This is a genomic window from Shewanella sp. SW1, from assembly GCF_025653545.1.
Classification (GTDB): Bacteria; Pseudomonadota; Gammaproteobacteria; order Enterobacterales; family Shewanellaceae; genus Shewanella; species Shewanella oncorhynchi.
Genome location: NZ_JAKKSG010000008.1, coordinates 134632 through 158506, shown reverse-complemented (window position 1 = coordinate 158506; position 23875 = coordinate 134632). Strand labels below are relative to the sequence as shown.

The following is a 23875-nucleotide window of genomic DNA, read 5'->3' as shown; positions in this document are numbered from 1 at the left end:
ACGCGTGTTATTGCGGCAAACTAAACATGATTTCAACCAATTGTCCTTCCCGCTCAACCATAATAGAAACTTCGGTTAACTCGGGTAATTGGCTCATCATTTCTAACGCTTGACTCATTACGGTCAAGTCGTATCCATTAATCGATTTGGCTAAATCGTTAGCTTTAAAACCCGCCTGCTTAAACAAATTGGCGTCTTTCCCTGGATTCAAGCGATATCCCGCCACAGCATCACCCTGTCTGACAGGCGAAATGGCAATATAATCGGTGATCTTACTAGGGTCGGCTAACAATTCGGTGCGGGATTCGGCGAGTTCTTGGGAGATTTCGGCATTTTTACGTTGATCGACACGGCTCACTGCCGAGCCAGTCTTATTAGTCTTAGCTTGTTGTAACTGCTGATTAGCTGGGCTTTGGCTAGTATAAACTAAGCCATCGAGCATTAATGTCTCGTAACGGCCAGCGTTAGTGATGATAATACGGTCGGCATAGACTTCTTTCAGAGATGCCGAAGTGCCCTTGATTTTATCGCCTAAGCTGTAGGTCTCTTGGCTGCCGTTTGACTCAATGATCGCTAAGCCTTTCTGATCCGCGGTCGATGCAACAACGCCAGTGAGCTGAATAGAAAGCGTGGTCTTAGGCGCGTCGGTCACAGTCTCAACAACCTCAGTTTTTGGCTTTTCAGATTTAGCATCTGCCTTACCAAAGAGACCAAGCTGCTGTAAACCCGCAAGATCAACCTGCCCAGCACCTTTACCCGTCAGGTTAACGGGCGTTGGCGACCAAGCACTGGGTGATGAGCTAGTAGGCACTAATTTCCATGTAATTTGCGCGGCTAACAACATGATCACAATAAAACCCAACCAGAAGACTATCCGGCTTAAGGGCTTATGGGGCATGCCAATGGCTTTCGCGATAACTTTATCTAATAAATCCATATTTTATGTGGACCCTCGATACAGGTCTCTGTTCTGATTATAATAATTAGGCGATTACCGTGTCATGCTAACCTAGGCAGCATTTGGCAACAAGCCCATAACAGCATTCAAATTGGCGAAAATAGGCCAATTATGCTAACTTTGCCCGCCATAAAAGGGTGTGAAGCACGCCACCCTTTAACATAATAGAAATGCTCTTCACGCATTTTCTTGCTCGGCATGTGAACTCATCGATCTTTTAGCTGGAGACACTATGACTCAAGGTCAAAGCGATAAAACAGACATTCGACTCGATAAGTGGCTTTGGGCTGCACGTTTTTATAAAACCCGTGCCATCGCCAAAGAAATGATTAACGGCGGCAAAGTACATTACAACGGCCAGCGTGCCAAATCTAGTAGGAATGCCGAGATAGGCGCCGTCCTTAAGATACGCCAAGGATATGACGATAAAGAGATCGTCATAAAAAAATTATCGCAATTACGCCAAAGTGGTGCGATTGCACAAGAATTGTACGAAGAAACCGCGACAAGTCTGGCTAAACGGGCCATTAATGCTGAGCAACGACGCCTCCACATGCTCAATAACCCGATACCCGATCAGAAACCAGATAAAAAGCAACGACGCCAGCTCATGCGCTTTAAAGACCTTTAACAGTGAGATACACGATGAACCAAGATACTTTACACCGCTACTTGTTCGATAATGCCGATGTGCGCGGTGAACTGGTACAGTTACAAGACAGCTATCAACAAGTGATCAGCGCCCAAGAATACCCAGCCGTACTGCAAGTGCTACTGGGTGAATTAATGGCAGCCACCTCACTATTAACCGCTACATTGAAATTTAGCGGTGATATCAGCGTACAGTTACAAGGCAACGGTCCTGTTTCTTTAGCGGTGATCAACGGTAACAATTTACAAGAGTTACGCGGTGTGGCTCGCTGGAATGCTGAACTCGCCGATGATGCTAGCCTCACAGAACTCTTCGGCCAAGGCTATATGGTCATCACCTTAACACCCGACGAAGGTGAACGCTACCAAGGTGTTGTTGCACTAGACAAGCCAACGCTTGCGGCCTGTGTTGAAGAATACTTCAATCAATCTGAGCAGTTACCTACGGGAATTTGGTTATTTGCCGACGGCAAACAAGCGGCGGGCATGTTCCTACAAATTCTGCCAAGCCAGCAAGATCACAACGCCGACTTCGAACACTTGAGCCAACTGACGTCGACCATCAAGGCCGAAGAGCTATTTACTCTTGATGCAGAAAGCGTGTTACATCGCCTCTATCATCAGGAAGAAGTACGCTTATTTGATCCTATCGATGTGAGCTTTAAATGCACTTGTTCCCATGAACGCAGTGCTGGCGCGATCAAAACCTTAGATCAAGCAGAAATCGAAGCCATACTCGCCGAAGATGGCAAGATAGAAATGGGTTGCGAATATTGCCACGCTAAATACACCTTTGATGCCATAGACGTAGCAACCTTATTTGCTAACGGTCAAACATCAACAACCCAGCAGTAAAACGACTCCCCCTAAAAAATGGGCGCCCTATTTGGCGCCCATTTTTTATTCATACCTATAATCCCCTCACACATTGCACTCGGCTTAGGCTACAATCGCCCTCACTTTGTCACCTAGCACGACTCAGGCGATAAATAAAATTAAATCGGCAGACGATCGATATTAAAATAACCTTACAAATCAAATGGAGACCTCACTATGGCGGATGGATTAAACCGCGTTCACTTTAACCCCTCAACAGCACAACTTGTCGAATTTGCCCTGCTACGCGGCGAAGGTGAATTGACAGCCAATGGCGCATTAGTTGCTAAAACAGGCGCTCGCAGCGGTCGCTCACCTGGCGATCGTTTCATTGTAAGAGAACCCAGTTCAGAAGCTGATATCGAATGGGGCCCAGTCAATCAGGCTTTCGATCCAGGTGCTTTTGAAGGTTTATGGGCACGGGTTGAAGCTTACCTAGCCGATAAAGAACTGTTTGTATCTGATCTCGAAGTCGGTGCCGACACTGAACATTACCAACCAGTACGAGTCACCACGCAATACGCTTGGCACCAACTGTTCGCCCGCAATCTATTTATCATTCCTGAAGAATTTAATCGTAAAGACAAACCAGTGTGGCAGATCATCAATGCCCCTGACTTTATTTGCGTACCAGAACGTGATGGCACTAACTCAGATGCAACCGTGATTTTAAACTTCGCCGAACGTAAAGTGCTGCTTGCTGGCCTGAAATACGCTGGCGAAATGAAAAAGTCTATGTTCTCAGTGCAGAACTTCCTACTGCCAGCCCAAGGCGTGCTACCTATGCACTGCTCAGCCAACGTAGGTAAAGATGGCGACACTACGCTATTTTTCGGTTTATCTGGCACAGGTAAAACCACACTCTCTGCCGATCCAAAACGCTTCCTTATCGGTGACGATGAACACGGCTGGGCACCTGGCGGCGTATTCAATATTGAAGGCGGTTGCTACGCCAAATGTATCGATTTAAGCCAGAAGAATGAGCCCGTGATTTGGGATGCGATTCGTTTCGGCACTGTACTTGAAAACGTCGTTATGGACGAACACCGCGTACCTAACTACAAAGACAGCAGCCTAACGGAAAATACTCGCGCAGCCTATCCGCTGGAGCACATCGCCCAACGTAAAGAAGACAACTGCGGCGCTGAGCCACATGCGGTTGTATTCTTAACCTGCGACGTATCTGGCGTATTACCACCGGTTTCTATCCTGACCAAAGAACAAGCGGCATACCACTTCTTGTCTGGCTATACCGCCAAAGTAGGTTCGACTGAAATCGGCTCAACCTCGGCGATTCAATCCACCTTCTCAACGTGCTTCGGCGCACCTTTCTTCCCACGCCCTGCTGGCGTGTACGCAGAACTGTTGATGAAGCGCATTGAGTCCTTCGGCAGCCAAGTGTACTTAGTCAACACTGGTTGGACTGGTGGCCCACACGGTGTAGGTAAACGTTTTGACATCCCAACCACCCGCGCCATCGTCGATGCAATTGTCAGCGGTGAGCTGAAAGATGTGGAAACCGTCCACTTAGACACCTTGAACCTCGCCGTTCCTGTGGCAGTAAGTGGTGTAGACAGCAATTTACTCAACCCAATCAACACTTGGGGCGATAAAGCGCTATATGCCGAATACGCCCAGAAGCTAGCAGAAGCTTTCACTAAAAACTTCGCTAAGTATCAAGTGTCAGACGCTATCCGCAATGCAGGCCCAAAGGCTTAAGCACGTAGCGGCTCCATTCGGATAATGTAATCAAACACATTGTTGAGTAAAAAAGCGCAGGTTCAGTCATGAACCCGCGCTTTTTATTTGCGGCTAAATTGATTTAGTGACGATGAAATCCACCCGCACTAAAGTCACTGCGATAGATTTTTATGTGTTTTATTTCTTATCGATTAGTTAAACCAAGCTTAAATTAATGCTGCGTTTTTATAATCACCGATAACAATCATCATTTTTTAGGAAGCGGCACCCAAATGGAAAATCATAAACCTGTCACTGGATTCCAGCGATTTCTCAATGGCGTCGAAGTCGTCGGCAATAAACTGCCCGACCCAGCAGTATTATTTGCGATGTTTCTGGGCTTAGTCTGGTTGATCTCTTGGGGATTATCGGGTGTCAGTTTTGATGAAATCGACCCTCGTACTGGTAACCCGATTCAAGTCGTGAATATGCTCGAAGGCGGTGCACTGACCGCGTTTACCTCGGCGATGGTCACGACCTTTGTGACTTTCCCGCCGCTCGGTGTCGTGCTGGTTGCTATGTTGGGTCTAGGCGTTGCTGAACATACCGGCTTTATTAATGCAGGCCTGCGCTCCATTTTATCTGTCACTCCCAAGATGTTACTCACCCCGGTATTGATAGCCGTGGGTATTCTGAGCCATGTCGCGGTTGATGCGGGTTATGTACTCGTTATCCCACTCGGCGCGGTGATCTTCTATGCCGCTGGTCGCCATCCCTTAGCCGGTATAGCCGCCGCTTTCGCTGGCGTATCCGGCGGTTTTTCTGCAACCGTTGGCGTGCCATCGAGTCTTGATCCTATGTTAGCGGGCTTAACTCAGGCAGCAGCAAGATTATCAGCCGATCCCGCGGCCGCCACATTAACGATTAACCCACTGAATAACATCTTTTTTACTTCGGCTTCTGCCATTTTAATTATCTTAGTTGGCTGGTTCTTAACGGATAAAGTTATCGAGCCGCGCCTAAAAAACACTGCGGTGAATGGCGATCCCAGCACGCTCCCAACCCTAGATGAACTGCAACCCCATGAGCGCCGCGGACTCAAATTCGCCATGGCCGCCATGTTGTTGTGTGCCTTAGGACTGGTGTTTACTGCCTATGGGGACAACTCTGCTTGGCGTAGTACCGATGGCGCCTTAACCAGTGCTTCAGCGCCATTAATGCGCTCCATTGTGGCGATTATTTTTGTGTTCTTCCTCGTGCCCGGCATAGTGTATGGCTATGCCGCTGGCACGGCAAACAACCACAGAGCCATTATTCAGGGCATGAGTAAATCCATGAGTGGCATGGGTTATTACATCGTCATGGCTTTTTTCTGTGCCCAGTTTATTTATGCATTTGGTCAATCCAATTTAGGCGCATTAATGGCCATTAAAGGCGCGTTGGCGTTAAAGGAATTAGCCCTTCCTATGGGTGTGACTTTGGTGGGAATTGTGTTTCTCACTGCATTCGTCAATCTATTAGTGGGTTCCGCTTCAGCCAAATGGGCATTAATTGGTGCCATTATGGTGCCCATGTTAATGGAACTAGGTGTGTCACCGGATTTGACTCAAGCCGCTTACCGAGTGGGCGACTCATCCACTAATATCATCACCCCACTGATGCCTTACTTTCCGTTAATTGTGGTGTTTTGCCAAAAATACGTTAAGGAATCAGGCATCGGCACCTTAGTGGCACTGATGTTACCGTTTTCAATCAGTTTTCTTTTACTTTGGAGCGGTTTCTTACTGGCATATTGGACCTTAGGCTTGCCTCTAGGGATTGGCAGCTCGCTCTCCTTCCCGGCACTATCTTAGTGTGAATATCGCTTGGCTGAGATTTTCGGCTGAGCGATCACAGATAAACAAAAATGGCGCCCACTTAGTTAACTGTGAGCGCCATTTTTATATCTATTGAATCAAGCTATTGTGTTTACTTAGTATCCGATCTCAGCACTAACTCTACTCGACGATTCTGTTGTTGCCCCGCCTCATCATTATTGCTGGCAATGGGCGCATGCTCGCCAATACCCACAGCTTCAAGCTGTTGAGTTTTAATACCATGACTTGCGGTAAGCAACTTGACGACTGCAACAGCACGACGTTGTGACAAACCTTGGTTATAAGCTTGGTTGCCTTTGTCATCAGTGTGGCCAACCACATAAAATGCGCGGCTTGGGTTAGCGCTTAAATAACTCGCCAGCACTTCCACAACGGGCAGAGCTTCTGGTAATAACTTGTCGCTATCGTACTCAAATAACAGCCCTTCTAGGGTGACATGTCCTTTAGCTTCAATTTGATCAGTCAAAGCCGCAAGGTTGATACCGACACGGTCATCCTTAAGTTGAGTTTCTTCCAATACCCGTAACTCTGTCCATAAGCCGCCAATAAAGCCAATGGTATAAGTACTTACATGCACATTGCCCTCAGGGCGAGTTAAGGTATACCAGCCATAAAACTGGCTCTCTTCATTACCAATATTGACTAAAGAATCAATTGCCTCGACAAATTTTCTTTCAGGGCCACAGGCCTCTCCCTTACACTCAAATTGCGCCTCGAAGCCGAGTTTAGTCAGCGCTGCTTTATAGTTGCTAAACACCTCATAACTTGAGTATTCCTTTGGCAACTGATAACCATTCTGAGTCAGCTTACCTGCACGCTCCACCACCACAGGTTTGTTGGTAGCATCCATAGCAGATACGAAAGCTGTGCTAGCAAAACCCTGACGTTTAAATTCATGAATCACAGCGCCCTTTAAGCGACTTAGCAACGGATGATCTTCAGCACCTTCAGTGTCCTTTTGTACATTGTCATTAAACTCAATCTGCTTAGGTGCTTGTTGTAAAAATGCCGCATTAGCAGTGACTAAACCTAAAGGTTCAGGCACAACTTCTAAGGTCGTGATATGGATAGATGCATAAGAATTAGTCGTGCTTGCAGTTTGTATAGCAGTATAAAACTCTTTCTGCTCATGCTTAACTCGAGCGAATAAATAACCATTATCGACACCAATCACGCCATCCAACAAGGCAATATTCTCTTGCAATAGACGAGTATTACCGCACGTTTCAAGACGACACTCGAATAATACTTCACCGCCAAGCTTTTTCAATTGAGCCCGATAATTATCGAGTGTATGGTTAGGACTATATTCAGGTGCTAATTCGTATGTTTGCTGCTGTAACTGGCCAAATATTGGCTTAAAGCTAAAGTCCGCTCTACTCTCGCCAACGCTGATAATAAAAGGATACTCAACATAGTGGCGAGTCAGCTCTTCTTTTAACTTTGCCGTAGGAAACAGTGTAAATAATTCTTCATCCGCCGCCTGTAACGGTAACGACGTAAAAGTACCAATCGATAACGCCAATAAACCCACTAAGCAACCTGAGTTGAAAACACGCATTAATATTTACCCTCCATAGAAATACTGGTGAGTAAGTTAACACTAAATGCAGTATCAAATAATAAATCAGAAACAAGTTAATACTTTAGCGTGATTGTGATGATGGGTTCTAACAGCAAAAATGGCTAACGGAAAAACAGCAGCCTGGTGCAGATGTCAATCATTTAGCATGTCTGTTAGCCGAGATTCACCTTCATCACTAAGGACGTTTATTTGGCAATATGACTTTTCCACTCCGGCCACTTTTACATATGAATGACCTAGTACCTACCCTCATTTATAACGCCTACATAATATCAAAAATAAAAGCCATATTGTGACTTATGCCAAGTACCATAAAAGCCTTTTATTTTAATGATTTATTACCGAAATAATCTTTAATATCTAATTAACCCCTCCAATCCTCTCATAGACAAGAAAAACAATGCAAAGACATAAATCAGACTGCTTTGCTTAAACATCACCAACAATATCACATGCTCGATAGGCAAATATTCCACTCACAGCAAGAAACAAAAAAACAACACAAGAAACAACTAATAAACAACTTAATACTTATGATTGATTGTGATTATTTGTTGTACAAGGAAAAATAAAGTCCGTTTATTAATTTATCAAAGGAATGATTATGTTTAAAAGTAAAATCCGTGGTCAGGGTATGACTGAATATATCATCATAGTAGCTTTAATCGCCGTAGCTGCAATTGGTGTATATAGCTTCTTTGGTCAGACAATACGCAACCAAGTTTCTGGCTTGTCAGCAGAAATGTCAGGAAATAGTGCCTCAACACAAATTGGAGCAGCAAAGAAGTCGGCTACTGATGCAACTGCTGTAGCTAAAGAAAATTACAATTTAGGTAACTATGATAAAGCTGCAAATAGCAGCGCCAAATAAACGCTAATAGCAAGGAGATGACATTAACATACTTCTTGCTATTGTTTATTTACCTCAAGGTATTATCAAGATTGAAATGGAATTTAAATCATGTTCTCAAAAAAACAACTAGGTCAAGGCATGACCGAATACATCATCATAGTGGCATTAATTGCTGTTTCGGCAATTGGTGTTTATAGTTTTTTTGGCCAAACTATCCGTAATCAAGTTGCAGGATTATCAGCAGAAATGTCTGGAAATTCTGCGACTCAACAAATCAGCGATGCAAAAGGTTCCGCAGATTCCGCATCTGAAGTAGCTAATAAAAAATATAATCTAGGCAACTACGATCAAGGTGCTAATAACGCTAGCGATGGTGCTGGTACTGGTACTGGTACTGGCGGCAGTACTGATAAAGATTAGTTTTTAGTTTTTAGTTTTTAGTTTTTAGTTTTTAGTTTTTAGTTTTTAGTTTTTAGTTTTTAGTTTTTAGTTTTTAGTTTTTAGTTTTTGTAGAAAATATGCACTAGCAAAGGAACTGTGATAGATGCTGATTCAACAAAAGGGGCAAGCCATGGTGCTGTCCCTCATTCTCATGTCATTTGCGATTATGGTTGTGTTATTTAGCTTCAATTCTGCTCAATTGAATCTCAAAAGTACTAAACTACAAAATACCGCAGATAATACCGCTTACAGTGTAGCAACAATTGCTGCTCGCGATTTTAATTATAAAGCATATACCAATAGGGCTGCAGTAGCTAATCAAGTTGCTATTGCGCAGCTTGTTGGTCTGTCATCTTGGTTTAATATGACAGAACAATTTTCAGAAACAGCTTGCGATTATTTCTGCAGCGTCCCTTACATAGGTCAGGCTATTGCAGCGGTCAACAAGGTTATTACGGTCGTAAACACTGGCGTTCAACCTTTTCTAAGCGTAATGATTACTCTTGAAAACGCTATCCTACATGCATTGAGCATGTCACAAAAAATAATTCACTATGCTGGACTTATATCGACTATGTCAACAGCGCAGGAAATAGTGAGAGCGAATGACCCTAAAGCACAACTTGATCTCATGCAAAACCCACAAATGTTGGGAGATATAAAAGATCTTTGGGTTAACTTCCAAGAACAGCACACTCGAAATAATCAAAAAAATAAAACTCAATATGCTGATTTTATTACAGTGACACTGAAGTCTAGGGATGAATTCAGTACACGACGAACCTATGGGCTCGATAGCCCATGGCATGGGAATCTAGGGATAGTTAAGTGGAATACAATAAAAACAGGTGGAAGCGATTTAATTCCTAATGGAAAAAACAGAGCTGAAACTTGGACAGCAATGGACACGATTAGCACTCACTGGAAAAAATGGGGCTGTCGTCGTTTTAAATGTGGTTGGCGTACGTCGGAATATACACTTGGCTGGGCATCAACACGCGCAAATACAGAAGCCAAGATTAGGAATGCTGGTAACAACGTTTCATGGGGAGAGAGTCGACAATATAATAGGCAATCTTCCAATTACGCAGCCAGAGATGAACAAACTAGTGGTTCCTACAACGGAGTCCAACCATTCTTTGGTCTTTCGAATACTGTTAAGAGTATTAATCAAACAGGCAATATTGCTATTGTTGTCTCTAAACAACAAAAAGATATTGGCACCACGAGCTCTCTAGAAGCTGGAGACCAAAACACTGACCCAGCATTAAATGAAAAAATGCTCGGAACACGCTTAAATGCACTCTCTACAGCACAGGTTTATTATTCTCGCCCAAGAGATTTAATGCTTACATCTAGTGCTTGGAGTCGGTCAGATAATCTACATGAATACGGCAACCTATATAACCCCTTTTGGCAAACTCGATTAACTGATTCAACACACACAGAACGTAGTGTAGTGCTAGCATTAACGAGGGCTTTGTAAATGACTGCGCGCCAAAAACAAGCAGGGCAAGCCCTAGTTGAGTCTGTGATCGGCTTAACCTATGTTGCAGTACCGCTATTATTACTTTTGCCATTTATGGCAAAACTCACTGGCATCCAACATAGAGTAGAACAAGGATCGCACTATACCGCCTGGGAACGTACTGTCTGGAAAGAAAGTACACCAAGTCGCCTACCAAACCGCACGGATCTCTTCCTAGCAAAAAAGACCGAAATCGAGCTAGCTAAACAAATCCCTTGGCGGCTTTATCAACAAGATGGCGTCAAGTTAACCAGCAGCAGTAAACAAGCATGGGACTGGACTAAGCAAGTGCACCCAATGCTCAAGCACCAATTAAAACAAGATGGCACCCAGCAAGTAGCGATTAAATCTCATAACGGACCTCCTAAAAATAACAATGAGTTAGATAGACTTACTCAAGAGAATCGTGGTGAAAGATTGCCTGGTAATGTTGGTAACGCAGTTAACCAAGCAATAGGTTTGCTGTCGTATACAGGATTCGACCTTGAAACAGACCAGTTTTATCGCACTAAAGTTAGCCACAAAATAGAAAATTTCTACTTAGCACCATTTGATAAGTTGGATCTTAATGTTCAAGGCAATAATGCTCTGCTAGCTTCAGGGTGGAATGCTGCAGGCCCAAATCATATCAAAAATCTCGTAGAGCGATTAGTGCTAACTAAAACTATGGATATGGGAGTAATACAAGTTGCCCAAAAAGCACTCGCAATAATACCGTTCGGCAAAGAACTTAGTCCCAGCAAACTTAAGTTTGGATATGTCGAACCCAATATTTTGCCTCAAAACAGATTATGTACATATGGCACAGCTAACTGTGGAGGATAGATCATGAAATACTTATTCCTTACCACATTACTACTTTCTGGCATTGCACAATCTTCTGATTGGCCAGAGATCCAATTTCCTGATACTTCCAAAGTTGAAATTGTCGCAGATAACATGACACACAATGGTTATCCCATGAAAACATGGTTAATGACAGATAAACAAAGTCAAATGATGACGGCAAGTTATTTTAAAAATCAATGGCAAAACAAAAGCCTGCGTTTTGATGCAAGGATGTTTGATGGCGATTATATTATTAATAGTCTTCAACCTCCTTATCTGCTAACAGCGAGAATACAGAGTAATCTTGATGGTGTAATTGCTTATATTGGCATTACAAAAGATATGGATGAACAGTCACTGCATCAGGCAAGGAAACATAACTTTCCAACCTTAATTAATAGCGATGTGATTTCAGACATCCATTCCAATGATATTTACAAAAATGGACGCACTCTCACTATTGCTAGCAAACAAAGTGTCAGTGCCAACTATTACTTCTACCGAAATTATTTTCTGCAACAAGGCTGGATTGAAAATATTGGGCTACTAGAGACATCCATAGGTACCGCGGCACTTCAACTGAGTAAGGGAGCAGATGTCATAGACATAAGTTTCAATAAAGCAAACGACGTAACATATATTGTTGCAAATAAAGTCATGGAAAGACAGTAAATGAAGAATTTTAAAACCTTTAACCAAGGACAGGCCAGCATTGAATATTTAGTCGTTTGCGGAGCTTTAGTTGCAGCCTTGCTTATGCCTTTAGAAAATCAAAAAAGCATCATGGAAATATGCATTGAGGCACTTCGAGAGTGGTATACCGCCTTTGCTTATGCCAAATCATTATCTGCACTCCCTAATTAAAATCAGGTATTTTAATGAAACTTAAATCGTTAGACTTTAATTGGATTTTACTCCTTATTGCACTCATTCTTGGTGGTGTTAGCGCTTGGGCAACGAAAAACTATTTCATTGTTAAAGAACAAGAATTGAGATCTGAACTATCCAAAGATAATACTGACATGGTAGATGTCGTTGTCGCAACACAAGAGTTACGTAAAGGCGATATTATTTCGCAGCAAAATATGTCTGTTCGTAGCATTCAAGCTGACACTTTACCATTAGAGGCTATTCATCCAAGTCAATTTGGAGAAATTGAGGGGCAAATGTTACTCGAGCCAATGTCATCTGGTCGCCCACTATTAAAGACCTATCTCCCAGGACAACGAATCTCACAATTCTCCGATATGCTAAAAGACGGTGAAAGAGCCGTCACTATCAATATAGACGATATTAATTCAAATGCGGGCATGTTAGTTCCATCTGACCATATAGATTTACTGCTCTCTTACAAAGATGAATCCTCAAGTGAAGAACGTAATAAATTACATATCCTATTGGAAAATGTCACCGTACTAGCCACCGGAAGACAAAGTATTGATGTCAATCCCGAATTAGTAGATACCCTTTACGAAAATCCAAATGCTTATAACACAGTGACCTTAGCGCTATCCGTTGACGATGCAGCAAGAGTTTCCCTTGCAAAACTAAAAGGTAGCTTTGTGACATTATTGCGTAATCAAAATGAAGTTCGCCCCTTTGAATTTGTCTCCCTACATGAAGGGCAATTATTTCAAAATATAACCAGCTCTTTTAATCAAGAAGTTGAAGTCATTACTGGTGGCGGTGGCATCACTACCACCATTCAAGAATATCCCCTACCACAGACTCACTATAAACAATTCAGCCAACAAGAGCATAAAACCGCGCTATGAATATTAAAAAGATATTTATCCTTTTTTGGGTATTAGTTTCGGCCCCCTACATTTGCTATGCACACAACAACACCCCACTGAAACTCTATGTGGGAGCCGTTGAACTCTATAAAGCAACAGATGTAGAACGTATCGTAATTGGTAATGGCAAAATCATCAGCGCCAAAGTAGTCGATAATAAAGGAGTTTTACTTATTGGTGAGACAGCAGGGGAATCTGACCTGCAGTTGTGGCAAAAAAACGGCAAACTCGTGAAGTTAAGCATAGTTGTAACCCAAGACAATTCATTACGCACAATTAATACGGTTAAAACTATGCTCGCTGCGTTTCCCACACTTACGATCACTGAGTCTGACGGTCTTATCGTCGTTCAAGGCGAAGCTGATTTAGACCAAAAAGAACAATTAGAAAAAATAATTGAGGCAAGCCCCAATATTGTGTCCTTAGTTAAATATCTGAAATTTGCGAAGACATTAGCCCCTATGGTCAAAATGCAAGTGAAGATAGTTGAGTTCAACAAGTCAACCCTGAACAATATTGGTATCAAATGGGAAACCGCCATGTCAGGACCGGCTTATGGAGCAGCCAAAGCCTTCAGCGCTAATCCTATTTTCAGTGTAGCCTCACCGGGTCAATATTCTGGTGCGATCAGCGAAGCTATTTCAGACAGTATAGGCGTTCTGGATACTCGAGGCTGGAGCTCCTTTGGTATCGTTACAGGCATAGGATCACAAATCCAACTGCTATCAGAGAAAGGCGATGCCAGAATGCTAGCAGAACCGAATCTCACTACCCGCAGCGGCGAATCCGCAACATTTCTTGCCGGTGGAGAATTTCCTATTCGTAGCGTGAGCGGGCTCGGGGCTGTCGATGTACAGTTTAAAGAATACGGCATAAAACTGGACATAGAGCCTCTAGTTGATAGTGAACAGAATATCGTTTCCAGAGTCATGGCTGAAGTGAGCTCAATCGACCCTTCTATGTCAATCGACGGCGTCCCAGGCATGCTCACTCGACGCACCGAATCAGTTATTAACGTCAGAAATAACGAAACTATTGTTATTTCCGGCCTAGTTAATAGTGAGATGTCCAAAATAATTAATAAATTCCCCCTATTAGGAGACATTCCTATTTTAGGCGAACTATTTAAGTCTAGAGATTTTAAAGACAAGAAAACAGAGTTAGTAATATTCGTTACCCCTACCATCGTTTTCCCTGGAGAAGAGAGCCACGATAAACAACTAGCGAAAGGACTCGAGATGGCGCAAGACGCTACAAAACTTGAAGCGTTTTATATCTTAGATTAGGGACAGGATTAGGAGAAAGGCATGTTTAGCGTCATCGTCAGCACGACCAAAGGGACAAAAGTGGGTGAGTTCCAATGTATTCACTCCGAATGCCAAATAGGCAAAGACCCAAGCCAATTAATCGTACTCCGAGGGCTTAAAATTTCAAAAAACCATGCCACTCTAAGGCAAGATAAAAATGGTATTTTCATTGAAGATAATAAAAGTATTACGGGACTAAAAGTTAACGATCAAAGATATAAATCCTATGGACCGATTGCGACTACTGACAAAATACAAGTAGGTGACTATCAACTAAGAGTACATACCAGCGATCCACAATATGATGCACAATCAGCTCCACGTGAAGCTGCAGGAAACAGTGTTCATTCCGGAGTCCCAAGCCCACAGGAGCAGAGTGCGCTAGTTTCAATTGTCCCTCAGGCTGAAAAACAACAATCTTCGGTAATCGACCATGAGTTGATAAAGAAGATCAAAATAAGAAATGAATGGCGCCGTAAAGTGCATACTGAGCTGCTCAAGCTTATGGACTTGCGTAGGGTCAATGTCAACGAAATGAGTGATATAGAGTTACGCATTCAGAGTGAATCTCTAATCAATCAAATTATCGCAGGTTTTAGCTTACCCGCAGATATTGAAGTTAGCTCCCTAGTCAAAGAAGTTTTAGATGAAACTATAGGCTTAGGCCCACTAGAAGCCTTAATCGCCGATCCAGACGTTAGCGAAATCATGGTTAACAGCCACGATCAAATCTTTTACGAAAAGGCCGGTAAACTCTACCTGTCTGACATAGCCTTTTCCGATGATCAAGCAGTGCTTGGAGCCATTGAGCGCATCGTAACTCCAATAGGCAGGCGAATTGATGAAAGTTCACCTATGGTTGATGCTCGCTTGAAAGACGGCTCTCGAGTCAACGCAGTTATTCCGCCATTAGCATTAAAAGGGCCTTGCATTACAATACGAAAATTTATGCAACGGCGATTAGGCTGTGACGATCTAGTAAAATTCGGCTCAATGAACACCGCCATGGCAAGCTTTCTCGAAATAGCTGTCAAACAGAAACGCAACATTGTTATCTCCGGCGGCACAGGATCAGGCAAAACGACTTTACTCAATGTATTGTCGAACTTTATCCCAGATAACGAACGCATTGTTACTGTAGAAGATGCCGCCGAACTACAACTGTATCAACCTAACTTAGTGTCACTAGAGGCTCGACCTCCGAACCAAGAAGGTAAAGGCGCAGTAGAAATTCGAGATCTGGTAAAGAACTGCTTACGAATGCGCCCTGACAGAGTGGTGATCGGTGAGTGTCGTGGCGGTGAGGCTTTAGATATGTTGCAGGCAATGAACACTGGCCATGACGGCTCGCTCACAACGGCTCACTCAAATTCCCCTAGGGACTGTATATCACGTCTAGAAGTCATGGTTATGATGGCTGGAATGGATTTACCTGTGCTTGCTATCCGTGAACAAATCACCTCTGCGGTAAACATCATAGTACAACAATCTCGCTTTTCCGATGGATCAAGACGTGTCACTAGCATATGTGAAGTTACGGGCTTAGAAGGCTCTATAGTCCAACTATCAGAAATTTTTAAGTTTGAACAAACCGGATTTAATGAACAAGGTAAAGTTCAAGGTTACTACACTGCGACTGGCACTATGCCAGAGTTCTACGAGCAACTACGTAGGCAAGGCGTAAAAGTCCAGCTGGATATATTCGACAAGGAAGCTCGATATGAATAGTGCCCTCATTGCCGCAGCACTGGTCTTCCTGGCTGTCACACTCTTAGTTTGGTCATTGAAACATCTGTCGGAAAAGCTCGCCCACAGATATCAGGAAACCTTTACCACATCGGCCCGAACAAACCTGTTTGATATGTTCTTATTTATCGAACCTCATCAATTATTTTTACTCAACATGGCAACGCTAATATCGGTGCCAATACTACTAAAAATCTTTTTAGACTCATGGGTAATAGGTATAATAATCAGTATCATACTTGCGATGATTCCACGATTTGCTTACCAGTTTCTACGTAAGCGACGTCGTCGTAAATTTGTCCATCAACTACCTGACGGACTTAACATGATCGCCTCATCGATGCAGTCAGGCTCTAACGTCAGCAGCGCAATTGAATTTATGGCCGAGGAAATGGAGGCGCCTATGCGCCAAGAGTTTCAACTGTTTCTTCGGGAACAACGTCTTGGTGTCGAGTTCAACCAAGCATTAGACAACATGCTCAAGCGTATCCCAGAAGATGAGTTTCAATTGGTCGTCGCAGGGATGCAAATATCAAGAGAAGTCGGCGGTAATCTCGCAGAAGTATTACTCAGGCTATCTGCAACCTTGAGACGTAAGATTGAAATGGAAGGCAAAATTGATGCACTGACCTCCCAAGGGAAAATGCAGGGCGTGGTGATGACTCTCCTGCCTATCTTCATCGGTGTAGTGCTCTATCACATGGAGCCAGAATCAATGGGCAGAATTTTAACTGAACCTCTGGGATGGGCACTTATCGCTCTCATTACAATCATGCTCATTAGCGGATATATGTCTATCCGCAAAATTGTCGCCATTGATGTATAAGGAGGCAATGCAACATGGTTAACCTAATAATTTGCGTTTTTACTCTCTCTGTAGTCTTTCTGGCAGTCAGTTGCATCCGCATTTACCGAAGAGTTCCTGCAGATAACCGTGAGTTTATGGATCCGCTATCACCCGGTCTCAAGTTATTGTGGCCGCTCGTACGCCTATTTGCTTTCTATATCAGTGAAAATCTTAGCGTTGATTATCTCGAACGTGTCGCCAAAAAATTACAATTATCGGGCTTATCCTACATGATGACCGCAGAGCAGTATTTTGCTATCAGAATCATTAGTACACTGTTCTCCGTTAGTCTGACATTCTTGTGTTGCTTATTACTAGACAACATCAGTATCAACTACATACTGCTCTCAGCCCTATTTGGCTACTTTCTACCCGTTTTGACACTCAACGATCTTCGTAAGAAACGTCAAGGTCAAATAATCAAAGCCCTCCCCGTATACCTCGACTACTTAACAATGTCGATTGAAGCGGGATTGAACATGGCAGGTGCACTTAGCCAAGCCGTTGAACGCGGTCCTGCTGGGCCACTTAGAATTGAATTTGAAAAAGTCATCCGCGACATGCGCGCTGGCATGTCCCGTGCGCAGTCGTTCCGTAACATGGCAAATCGTATCCAAGTGACCGAAATCAACAGCCTAGTCAGTGCCCTCGCCCAAGCCGAAAAAACGGGTGCGAGCCTTGGCCATACACTGAGAATTCAGTCAGATCAACGACGGGTAGAAAGATTTCAACGAGCCGAGAAAAAGGCGTTAGAAGCACCAGTAAAATTAGTGTTTCCACTGATTATTTTCATTTTCCCAGTCACATTTATGATCCTAGCCTTCCCTATCGCGATGAAGTTTATGTATGAGTTATAAAATGCCACACGCCATATTAAAAACTGAAACAGGCGAGAAAGTTGATGTTTTTATCGCCAATACTCCATGGCTCCGTCTGCGTGGTTTATTAGGACGACAACAACTGACACAAGAGCAGGGCCTACTCATTGCACCTTGTAATTCTGTTCATACATTAGGCATGACTTACGCATTAGACATCGTCTACTTGGATAAGCATGACGTAGTAATCAAGATTGAACCACATCTCAAACCCTATCGGGCCAGTGCCTGTTTTGGCGCGACGAAGGTACTTGAGCTTCTTGCTGGCACAACAACACAAAAAAACATCATAGAGGGAAGGGTTCTGACATGGCACGTAAGTTAATCTTGTTACTTTGCTTTATGGGTCTGAGCAATATCGTAGGATGTGCATCGACCGCCGAGCAAGAAGAAGCGAAGAACAATACGCAAATAGTGGCAATACAAGCAGAGGCAGAGCATGCCTATAAAATGGCAATGCTAGATCAAGCTGAAAGCCTGTATTTACAAGTGCTGAACAGCGTCCCTAACTATGCCCCAGCATGGTTTAGATTGGGGAATATTTATACGCGAACAAGTCGCCATGAGGCCGCTATAGAAGCCTATATGCGCTGTTTGCAACTCGAACCAGAAAACCAAAAAGCCTGGTACAACATCAGCTTAGTCAGGCTCAAACAAGCCACTCAAGTCTTAGCATCAGCAAAACGTCAGGGCGATGGCAATACTCCAGTAGGACGACAAATAAACGCTTTACTAGACGCACTCAACGATCTGCAAAGTAATGATCGCTCGCCCGAGCCCCAGGAAGCACAATGAAGTTGGACAGACATAAACAACGGGGGCAGAGCATGGTTGAATTCAACCTTAGCCTGCCCTTCTTGATGCCAATCATATTGGTTGCAATGATGCTAATAGCCCAATGGGGATTTATCTATTCAGCCAAAAGCACATTAGATTCCGCCACAATTAAAGCAGTTCGAGCGGGCACCTTGTATAACGGCAACATAGTAGAGATCCGTAAAGGTTTAGCTGAAGGCATGATGCCGCTCTTTGCCCACGGCACTGACATGGCCGACATCATTAAAGCGCTTGCCAATGCAAAGATCGCCACCGCTATCCAAAGTGAGATACGCATCCTAAGCCCTGACAAAGTGGTATTCGATAAATTCAAGGTTCGGAGTAAATATCCTAAAGGGTATATATATGAAATACCGAATAATAACTTAATGTATCGCAACCCAAAGGTTGAAAACATTAGCAAGGACCGGAACCTAAATATCCAAGATGCCAATCTGTTGCAAATAGAAGTCAGGTGGTGTCAAAAACTAATAGTGCCATTCGCTAACTATGTAATAGAAAGCATAGTGACTTCACCACTATACCAACCAAACGGTGATCAAATTGCCTGTAATGCAATAGGCGTAGCAACTGGAGATATTTACCTCGCTCTTGTCTCACAAGGGCTTATGCGTATGCAAAGTCCCTTTAGGTACTAGGGTCATAAAAAGTAATCATTTAACTGAATATAAATTCAAGCTGAAACTAGGAAAATTGTTAAAAGGGAACTATGACAATGAAATATAAATCCGTCTGGCTGGCCATCCTCATCGCCAGCACTTTAAACCTCAGTGGCTGTAATGAAGATTTGCAACCAGGTGAAGGTCCTAATACACCCACAGATCCAATAATACCTCCAGATCCTATCGATCCAACAGATCCAACTGACCCTACGGATCCGAGTGATTTTGTTGGAACGTGGGTAAATAAAGATGAAGATGGTGATGGGGTACCAGATGAATTGGATGATTATCCATTTGATGCTAAAAAGCAAAGTTACAGCACAACTACTGAATCCTCATTCAACGACAATCCATCGGTAGCCACTGTGGTTTCAGATTCATTTCCTTTCAAATTGCAGGGTGTCTTAGAAGAAAGGGGAGATGGGGATGTTTATCGATTCCAAATTGATCAATCTCAGGTGAATGCTGCTCTTCCCGTCACTTTTGTTTTATTTATGAATGATTTCAGTTATAAGCCAACAATCAGTATATTGGATGAAACTGGGCGAGCAATATTCGAAATAAAAAACAATACAGAGGCAATCGGAAAGATCGGTGCGATAGCAACTGTATCATTTGAAAGGACTGGGGTTTATTACGTTGCTGTAGCGGAACAAAATCTTGCAGGGGGAGCCAATGCAACATACTCAGTAAAAGCATTCATTGATACTGATTATGATGGTTTACCTGCTGAGCTTGAAAACGCATTAGCTATGGATGCATCTAACCCCGACAATGATGGAGATGGGGTGTACGATGGTAACGAAGTCTATGTTCAAGCCTTTGGTGCATTACAACTTGACTTGGATAATGACAATATTCCCAATTGGCTTGATAGTGACTCTGACAATGATGGATTACCTGATAATTTAGAAAAACTTACAGATTTAGATCTAGATGGTGTAGGTGCATTCGCTGATACAGATTCGGATGGAAATGCCATAGCTGATAGCGAAGAAGCTGTGGATATAGCTAATCCATTAGATTCTGATGGCGATGGTATCTACGACTTTTTGGATCTTGATGATGATTCCGATGGCTTGCTTGATATAAATGATATTGAGAGGCTCTCAAAACTATCATTAACTGAACAATTCCAGGTTTTTGCTTTAAGATTTGATGACAAGCTTGGGGTGACAATGACTGATAGAGCTTTCCCTGGAGAAAGAGTATATATTCAAGGCCAAAATATTCCTGTTTCAGATTCATTCTTGGTAATAAAAGGTCAATCAAAACTTTATAACATTAAACTATCTGATGTCGCAGAAAGTGGATTCTCATTTTATTTACCTGACAACATTCTTGATGAAGCTGAATATGAATACTATTTAGCTAGTGGCAGTGTTAAAAGCAACTCTAGATATTTCACTGTTTCATCTCCTCTAACTCCAGTTATAAAAGATTTGGAGGATTCTTCTCTGAAAGCTGGAGACATTATAAAGATCTTTGGAAGAAACCTACAGCCAGGCATGACAGTGCATTTTGGGGATATTGTAGTTTCTCCTGATTCGGTTGTTGATGGTGAGGCAACAATAACAGTCCCTGCGAATGCAGTTTCTGGCTTTCTATACGTAGAGTCACTGCAACTAATCAGTAATAAGATTTATTTTGACATCGAGGAAACTATTACCCTTAAATCAGATAACATTGAAAATATAATCGGTTATTCAGAGGTATATGTAAAAGATAACAATGGAAAAAGTTATTTTCGCCTAACACAAAATGGTGTAAATGTAGATATAAATAAAAATGATATCAGCTATAAGGAACTGTATATTAAAAATTCAAATGATTATATTCCCACTTTCACTGTTGCTATTTTCAGGGAGGAAAAGTCTATCGTAATTAATGCTGAGAGACTGGCACTCTCGAACATCTTGTTGATGCCATCAATTAGTAAGATGGCGGCATCAGATCCTGACTTTATTGAAACAATTAAGTCTTACAAAAAACTAAAAAATATCTCTTTTGATAGCAACTTTCATAAAAGCATATCAAAGATTGCTGTCGATATTATGAATGAAAAAAGTCGCATAAAAGAGAATAAGGATCAATATTCACAGGAAAGAGTACAAATATCCAGTAATGGCTCAATAAAACCAAATGTTACACCAGAAGCAAGCTATTGGAATGAAATATCAATAAGTCCGACAATTGAGGCGTTCCCTGAAGAGTGGTATAAATTATTAGGCTATGATGGCAATATGGAGGTTCAGAATCGATCTCAATTATTATTGAGTATGGCAGTGCATCCTATGAATAAAGATCTGGAAAAGGGGGATGGTTTTGTAACAGATAAAAATGGAAAAACCTATCAGCACATTCAGGATATGTTCGACAGAGATATAATTGGTGCACAATATTTGCAACTTTTTGGCGTGGATTTGTGGTCTCAAGATGTAACATCTGAAGCGTGTCCATATACAGATTGTGTATATACTGTACTAAGCCCTGGATATTCAGAACCATTTGCCACTGAAGACGATCAAGTAAGAATCCGATCTCAGCTTTATTTAAGATCGCTTGTAGAACGTGGAATTTGGCCCGCGATGAAATTGATATTAGACGCGGCTAAATTATCCGGAAAGGTACCAGATGGTCCATTAACAAAGTTGAATAACGGCAAGAGCATTATTGAAATAATCCTCACTCACGGATTTAATGATATTGATTTTATTAGAGATACAATAGAGAAAGCGCAAGCAGATGGGAAATGGAATCAGGCAGTAGAAGCTATTGTCTGGGGACGTATAAAATTGATTCTTGACAACGAAAAAGCAGCTTTGCTTGAGGGAAAGTCAGGTCCACTGTTATCTGTATTGCTGGATCAAATGGGTATTGAGCCAATTAATGTAGCAGAAGCCCTGCTGAAGCAGGCCGCAATTCGTGTTATACCAGCCATCGGTGAAGTCGTCATAGTATGGGATATTCTGAAAGCTGTTGATTCTACTGCAGATATTGCCAAATTTTGGTGGGATCTCAATAAAGTTGGTGCCCAGTATGATTTTTATGTCAATTGGGGGATGAAGATTGTCACACTAAACCCAGGGCTTGTAAGTGCCGAGGATAAAGATGTCCTTCTCACCATTCGTGGTGCAGGCTTTAAACCGATAGATAACTGGTGGCCTTGGCCTGATGAGCATCCAGTAGTGGTACTCTACGATCAAGGAAATAATGATGAAAAACGAGAGATTTACAAGTATGAAGTGAATGATTCAGGTACTGAATTGAAAGTGGTAATTCCCGGCTCCTTTCTTAAAAATGCTAAGGGCGATCTGCGTGTGGAAGTCGAGCATAGAAACCAATTGACTAAATCGACCGACTATAGCGATCCTAAAACGATTAAAATTGGCAAAGGCTTTGCTATTGATAAGCTTTATCCCAATGCCGGCTATCCACAAGATGTTTTGGAACTCAAGGGAATAGGTTTTGACAATACGATCGAGGTCTGGTTTTCGGCCTCCAATGGCCAGGAACAGGCCAAAATTACGCAAGTGACTGCTGATACTTTAAAAGTGATAGTACCTGCACATGCGGTCAGCGGTAGTGTCACAGTCAGGAAGGGAACAGACTCTTTGTACACTCCCTTTACTTTACTTGAAAACCGGGTATTGGTGCGCTTTGGTGATAATGGCAACAGGGCGGACGATAAATATGCCCTGTGGTTGGACAACAAGCAGACAGGACTAATGACAACCGGCGCCAGAGTTGTAGATATTACTTCACAGTTGCAGCCGGGAAGTTACGTAGCTGAATTAAAAGGCATTGAGGCCCCCGATGGTGTTGGTACCTATTATGTGTGTTTTTCTGATAATGTAACCTTGGAAGCGGGCAGCAGCGCACTATCTGGACGGGATTTGGTTCGAGATGCAACCAAGTCATTCAGGATAAAAGTGGTTAAAGGGGCGAATCCCAAAATTACAAATTGTGCCTATGTTAATGCCACAACGAATCAAGCAAGGATGTTACAACATGAATAATAGATTATTGACGCTGTTTTTATTGCTCACGTCTGGTTTCGCCAATGCCTCAGCCCCGACACAGGATTTCAGCCAAGAGCCTTTAGTACAACGTTGTATGGGAATGTTAGACATATATAGAGATGAAGATTTTGATGCCTATGTAGCGGCATTTCCTGAACCTTGGCTGGGTATTTTTGGCGAGAAGGTGTTGAAAAATGAATTGTCCGCAAGGCACCAGAAATATATGAACACCTATCAGGGAAAGCCGGCCTCCATCGTTATTGAAGGAATAGACCCAGTGGAGCCGACCAAGATTGAAAAGGAACGTCTTGGTGCCGTGGAAGGAAAAGAAGTGTCAATTGAAATATCAAATGAGCGTGATACCAGTAGTTCAACTAGCTGCAAGTTCTTGCGGATTGGTGAGAACTGGTATTTTAGAGAGCTGAGACTCTGATAGTCGAGGATATCTGAGCTTAGATGGCGTATCGACAAATGAAAAAGGGGCGCAAGCCCCTTTTCCATTG

The 23875-nt window shown here is 42.7% G+C and carries 22 protein-coding genes; 20 read left to right on the top strand and 2 right to left on the bottom strand.

What is annotated here, in order from left to right:
- Positions 1-7: 7 nt before the first annotated feature.
- Positions 8-937, bottom strand: a complete 930-nt coding sequence (gene gspC / locus L5M71_RS09350) for a type II secretion system protein GspC (protein ID WP_131525237.1) — start codon at positions 935-937, stop codon at positions 8-10.
- 253 nt (positions 938-1190) lie between these two features.
- On the opposite strand from gspC, the gene hslR reads away from it, so the two are divergent.
- The 4 genes from hslR to L5M71_RS09330 all read left to right on the top strand — a co-directional run bounded on the left by hslR (position 1191) and on the right by L5M71_RS09330 (position 6018).
- A complete protein-coding gene (hslR, locus tag L5M71_RS09345) occupies positions 1191-1589 on the top strand; it encodes a ribosome-associated heat shock protein Hsp15 (protein WP_011848177.1) in 399 nt (132 codons plus the stop codon).
- Positions 1590-1603: 14 nt separating this feature from the next.
- Entirely contained in the window at positions 1604-2464 is an 861-nt protein-coding gene (hslO, locus tag L5M71_RS09340; protein ID WP_105250990.1) for an Hsp33 family molecular chaperone HslO, read from the top strand.
- A 198-nt stretch (positions 2465-2662) separates the two neighbouring features.
- Entirely contained in the window at positions 2663-4204 is a 1542-nt protein-coding gene (locus tag L5M71_RS09335; protein WP_263207102.1) for a phosphoenolpyruvate carboxykinase, read from the top strand.
- A 254-nt stretch (positions 4205-4458) separates the two neighbouring features.
- Complete coding sequence (locus L5M71_RS09330) at positions 4459-6018, top strand: AbgT family transporter (protein WP_263207100.1); 1560 nt, start codon at positions 4459-4461, stop codon at positions 6016-6018.
- Positions 6019-6133: 115 nt separating this feature from the next.
- Here the strand turns inward: L5M71_RS09330 and L5M71_RS09325 are convergent, their stop codons facing one another.
- Positions 6134-7603, bottom strand: a complete 1470-nt coding sequence (locus L5M71_RS09325; protein ID WP_263207098.1) for an OmpA family protein — start codon at positions 7601-7603, stop codon at positions 6134-6136.
- A 628-nt stretch (positions 7604-8231) separates the two neighbouring features.
- Between L5M71_RS09325 and L5M71_RS09320 the strand changes: the two genes are divergently transcribed.
- From L5M71_RS09320 to L5M71_RS09245, 16 genes are all read left to right on the top strand, one after another.
- Complete coding sequence (locus tag L5M71_RS09320; RefSeq protein WP_263207095.1) at positions 8232-8498, top strand: Flp family type IVb pilin; 267 nt, start codon at positions 8232-8234, stop codon at positions 8496-8498.
- 90 nt (positions 8499-8588) lie between these two features.
- Positions 8589-8900: a Flp family type IVb pilin gene (locus tag L5M71_RS09315; protein WP_263207093.1), complete on the top strand. Its 312-nt coding sequence runs from the start codon at positions 8589-8591 to the stop codon at positions 8898-8900.
- 124 nt (positions 8901-9024) lie between these two features.
- On the top strand, positions 9025-10407 hold the full coding sequence (locus L5M71_RS09310; protein ID WP_263207091.1) for a hypothetical protein: 1383 nt from the start codon (positions 9025-9027) through the stop codon (positions 10405-10407).
- On the top strand, positions 10408-11274 hold the full coding sequence (locus tag L5M71_RS09305) for a hypothetical protein (RefSeq protein WP_263207089.1): 867 nt from the start codon (positions 10408-10410) through the stop codon (positions 11272-11274). It begins immediately after the preceding gene.
- A gap of 3 nt (positions 11275-11277) precedes the next feature.
- On the top strand, positions 11278-11949 hold the full coding sequence (locus L5M71_RS09300) for a hypothetical protein (protein WP_263207087.1): 672 nt from the start codon (positions 11278-11280) through the stop codon (positions 11947-11949).
- Entirely contained in the window at positions 11950-12141 is a 192-nt protein-coding gene (locus L5M71_RS09295) for a hypothetical protein (RefSeq protein WP_263207085.1), read from the top strand.
- A gap of 14 nt (positions 12142-12155) precedes the next feature.
- Positions 12156-13052: a Flp pilus assembly protein CpaB gene (cpaB, locus tag L5M71_RS09290; RefSeq protein WP_131525714.1), complete on the top strand. Its 897-nt coding sequence runs from the start codon at positions 12156-12158 to the stop codon at positions 13050-13052.
- The gene (locus L5M71_RS09285; RefSeq protein WP_131525713.1) at positions 13049-14359 is read left to right on the top strand and encodes a type II and III secretion system protein family protein; all 1311 of its coding nucleotides are present in this window, start codon (positions 13049-13051) and stop codon (positions 14357-14359) included. Before cpaB ends, L5M71_RS09285 begins: the two co-directional genes overlap by 4 nt.
- A 21-nt stretch (positions 14360-14380) precedes the next feature.
- Positions 14381-16108 carry an ATPase, T2SS/T4P/T4SS family gene (locus L5M71_RS09280; RefSeq protein ID WP_263207081.1) on the top strand — a complete coding sequence of 576 codons (1728 nt, stop codon included), beginning with the start codon at positions 14381-14383 and terminating at the stop codon, positions 16106-16108.
- Complete coding sequence (locus L5M71_RS09275) at positions 16101-16952, top strand: type II secretion system F family protein (RefSeq protein ID WP_263207079.1); 852 nt, start codon at positions 16101-16103, stop codon at positions 16950-16952. The genes L5M71_RS09280 and L5M71_RS09275 overlap by 8 nt, the downstream gene beginning before the upstream one ends.
- Before the next feature lie 14 nt (positions 16953-16966).
- Positions 16967-17830 carry a type II secretion system F family protein gene (locus L5M71_RS09270; RefSeq protein ID WP_263207077.1) on the top strand — a complete coding sequence of 288 codons (864 nt, stop codon included), beginning with the start codon at positions 16967-16969 and terminating at the stop codon, positions 17828-17830.
- Positions 17820-18176: a DUF192 domain-containing protein gene (locus tag L5M71_RS09265; protein ID WP_263207074.1), complete on the top strand. Its 357-nt coding sequence runs from the start codon at positions 17820-17822 to the stop codon at positions 18174-18176. Before L5M71_RS09270 ends, L5M71_RS09265 begins: the two co-directional genes overlap by 11 nt.
- Positions 18161-18646 carry a tetratricopeptide repeat protein gene (locus tag L5M71_RS09260; protein WP_131525709.1) on the top strand — a complete coding sequence of 162 codons (486 nt, stop codon included), beginning with the start codon at positions 18161-18163 and terminating at the stop codon, positions 18644-18646. The genes L5M71_RS09265 and L5M71_RS09260 overlap by 16 nt, the downstream gene beginning before the upstream one ends.
- A complete protein-coding gene (locus L5M71_RS09255) occupies positions 18643-19326 on the top strand; it encodes a TadE family protein (RefSeq protein ID WP_263207071.1) in 684 nt (227 codons plus the stop codon). Before L5M71_RS09260 ends, L5M71_RS09255 begins: the two co-directional genes overlap by 4 nt.
- Positions 19327-19403: 77 nt before the next feature.
- Positions 19404-23369 (top strand): hypothetical protein, encoded by a 3966-nt coding sequence (locus L5M71_RS09250; protein ID WP_263207069.1) that lies wholly within the window; start codon positions 19404-19406, stop codon positions 23367-23369.
- Complete coding sequence (locus tag L5M71_RS09245; RefSeq protein ID WP_023265420.1) at positions 23362-23805, top strand: hypothetical protein; 444 nt, start codon at positions 23362-23364, stop codon at positions 23803-23805. The genes L5M71_RS09250 and L5M71_RS09245 overlap by 8 nt, the downstream gene beginning before the upstream one ends.
- The last annotated feature ends 70 nt before the right edge of the window (positions 23806-23875 follow it).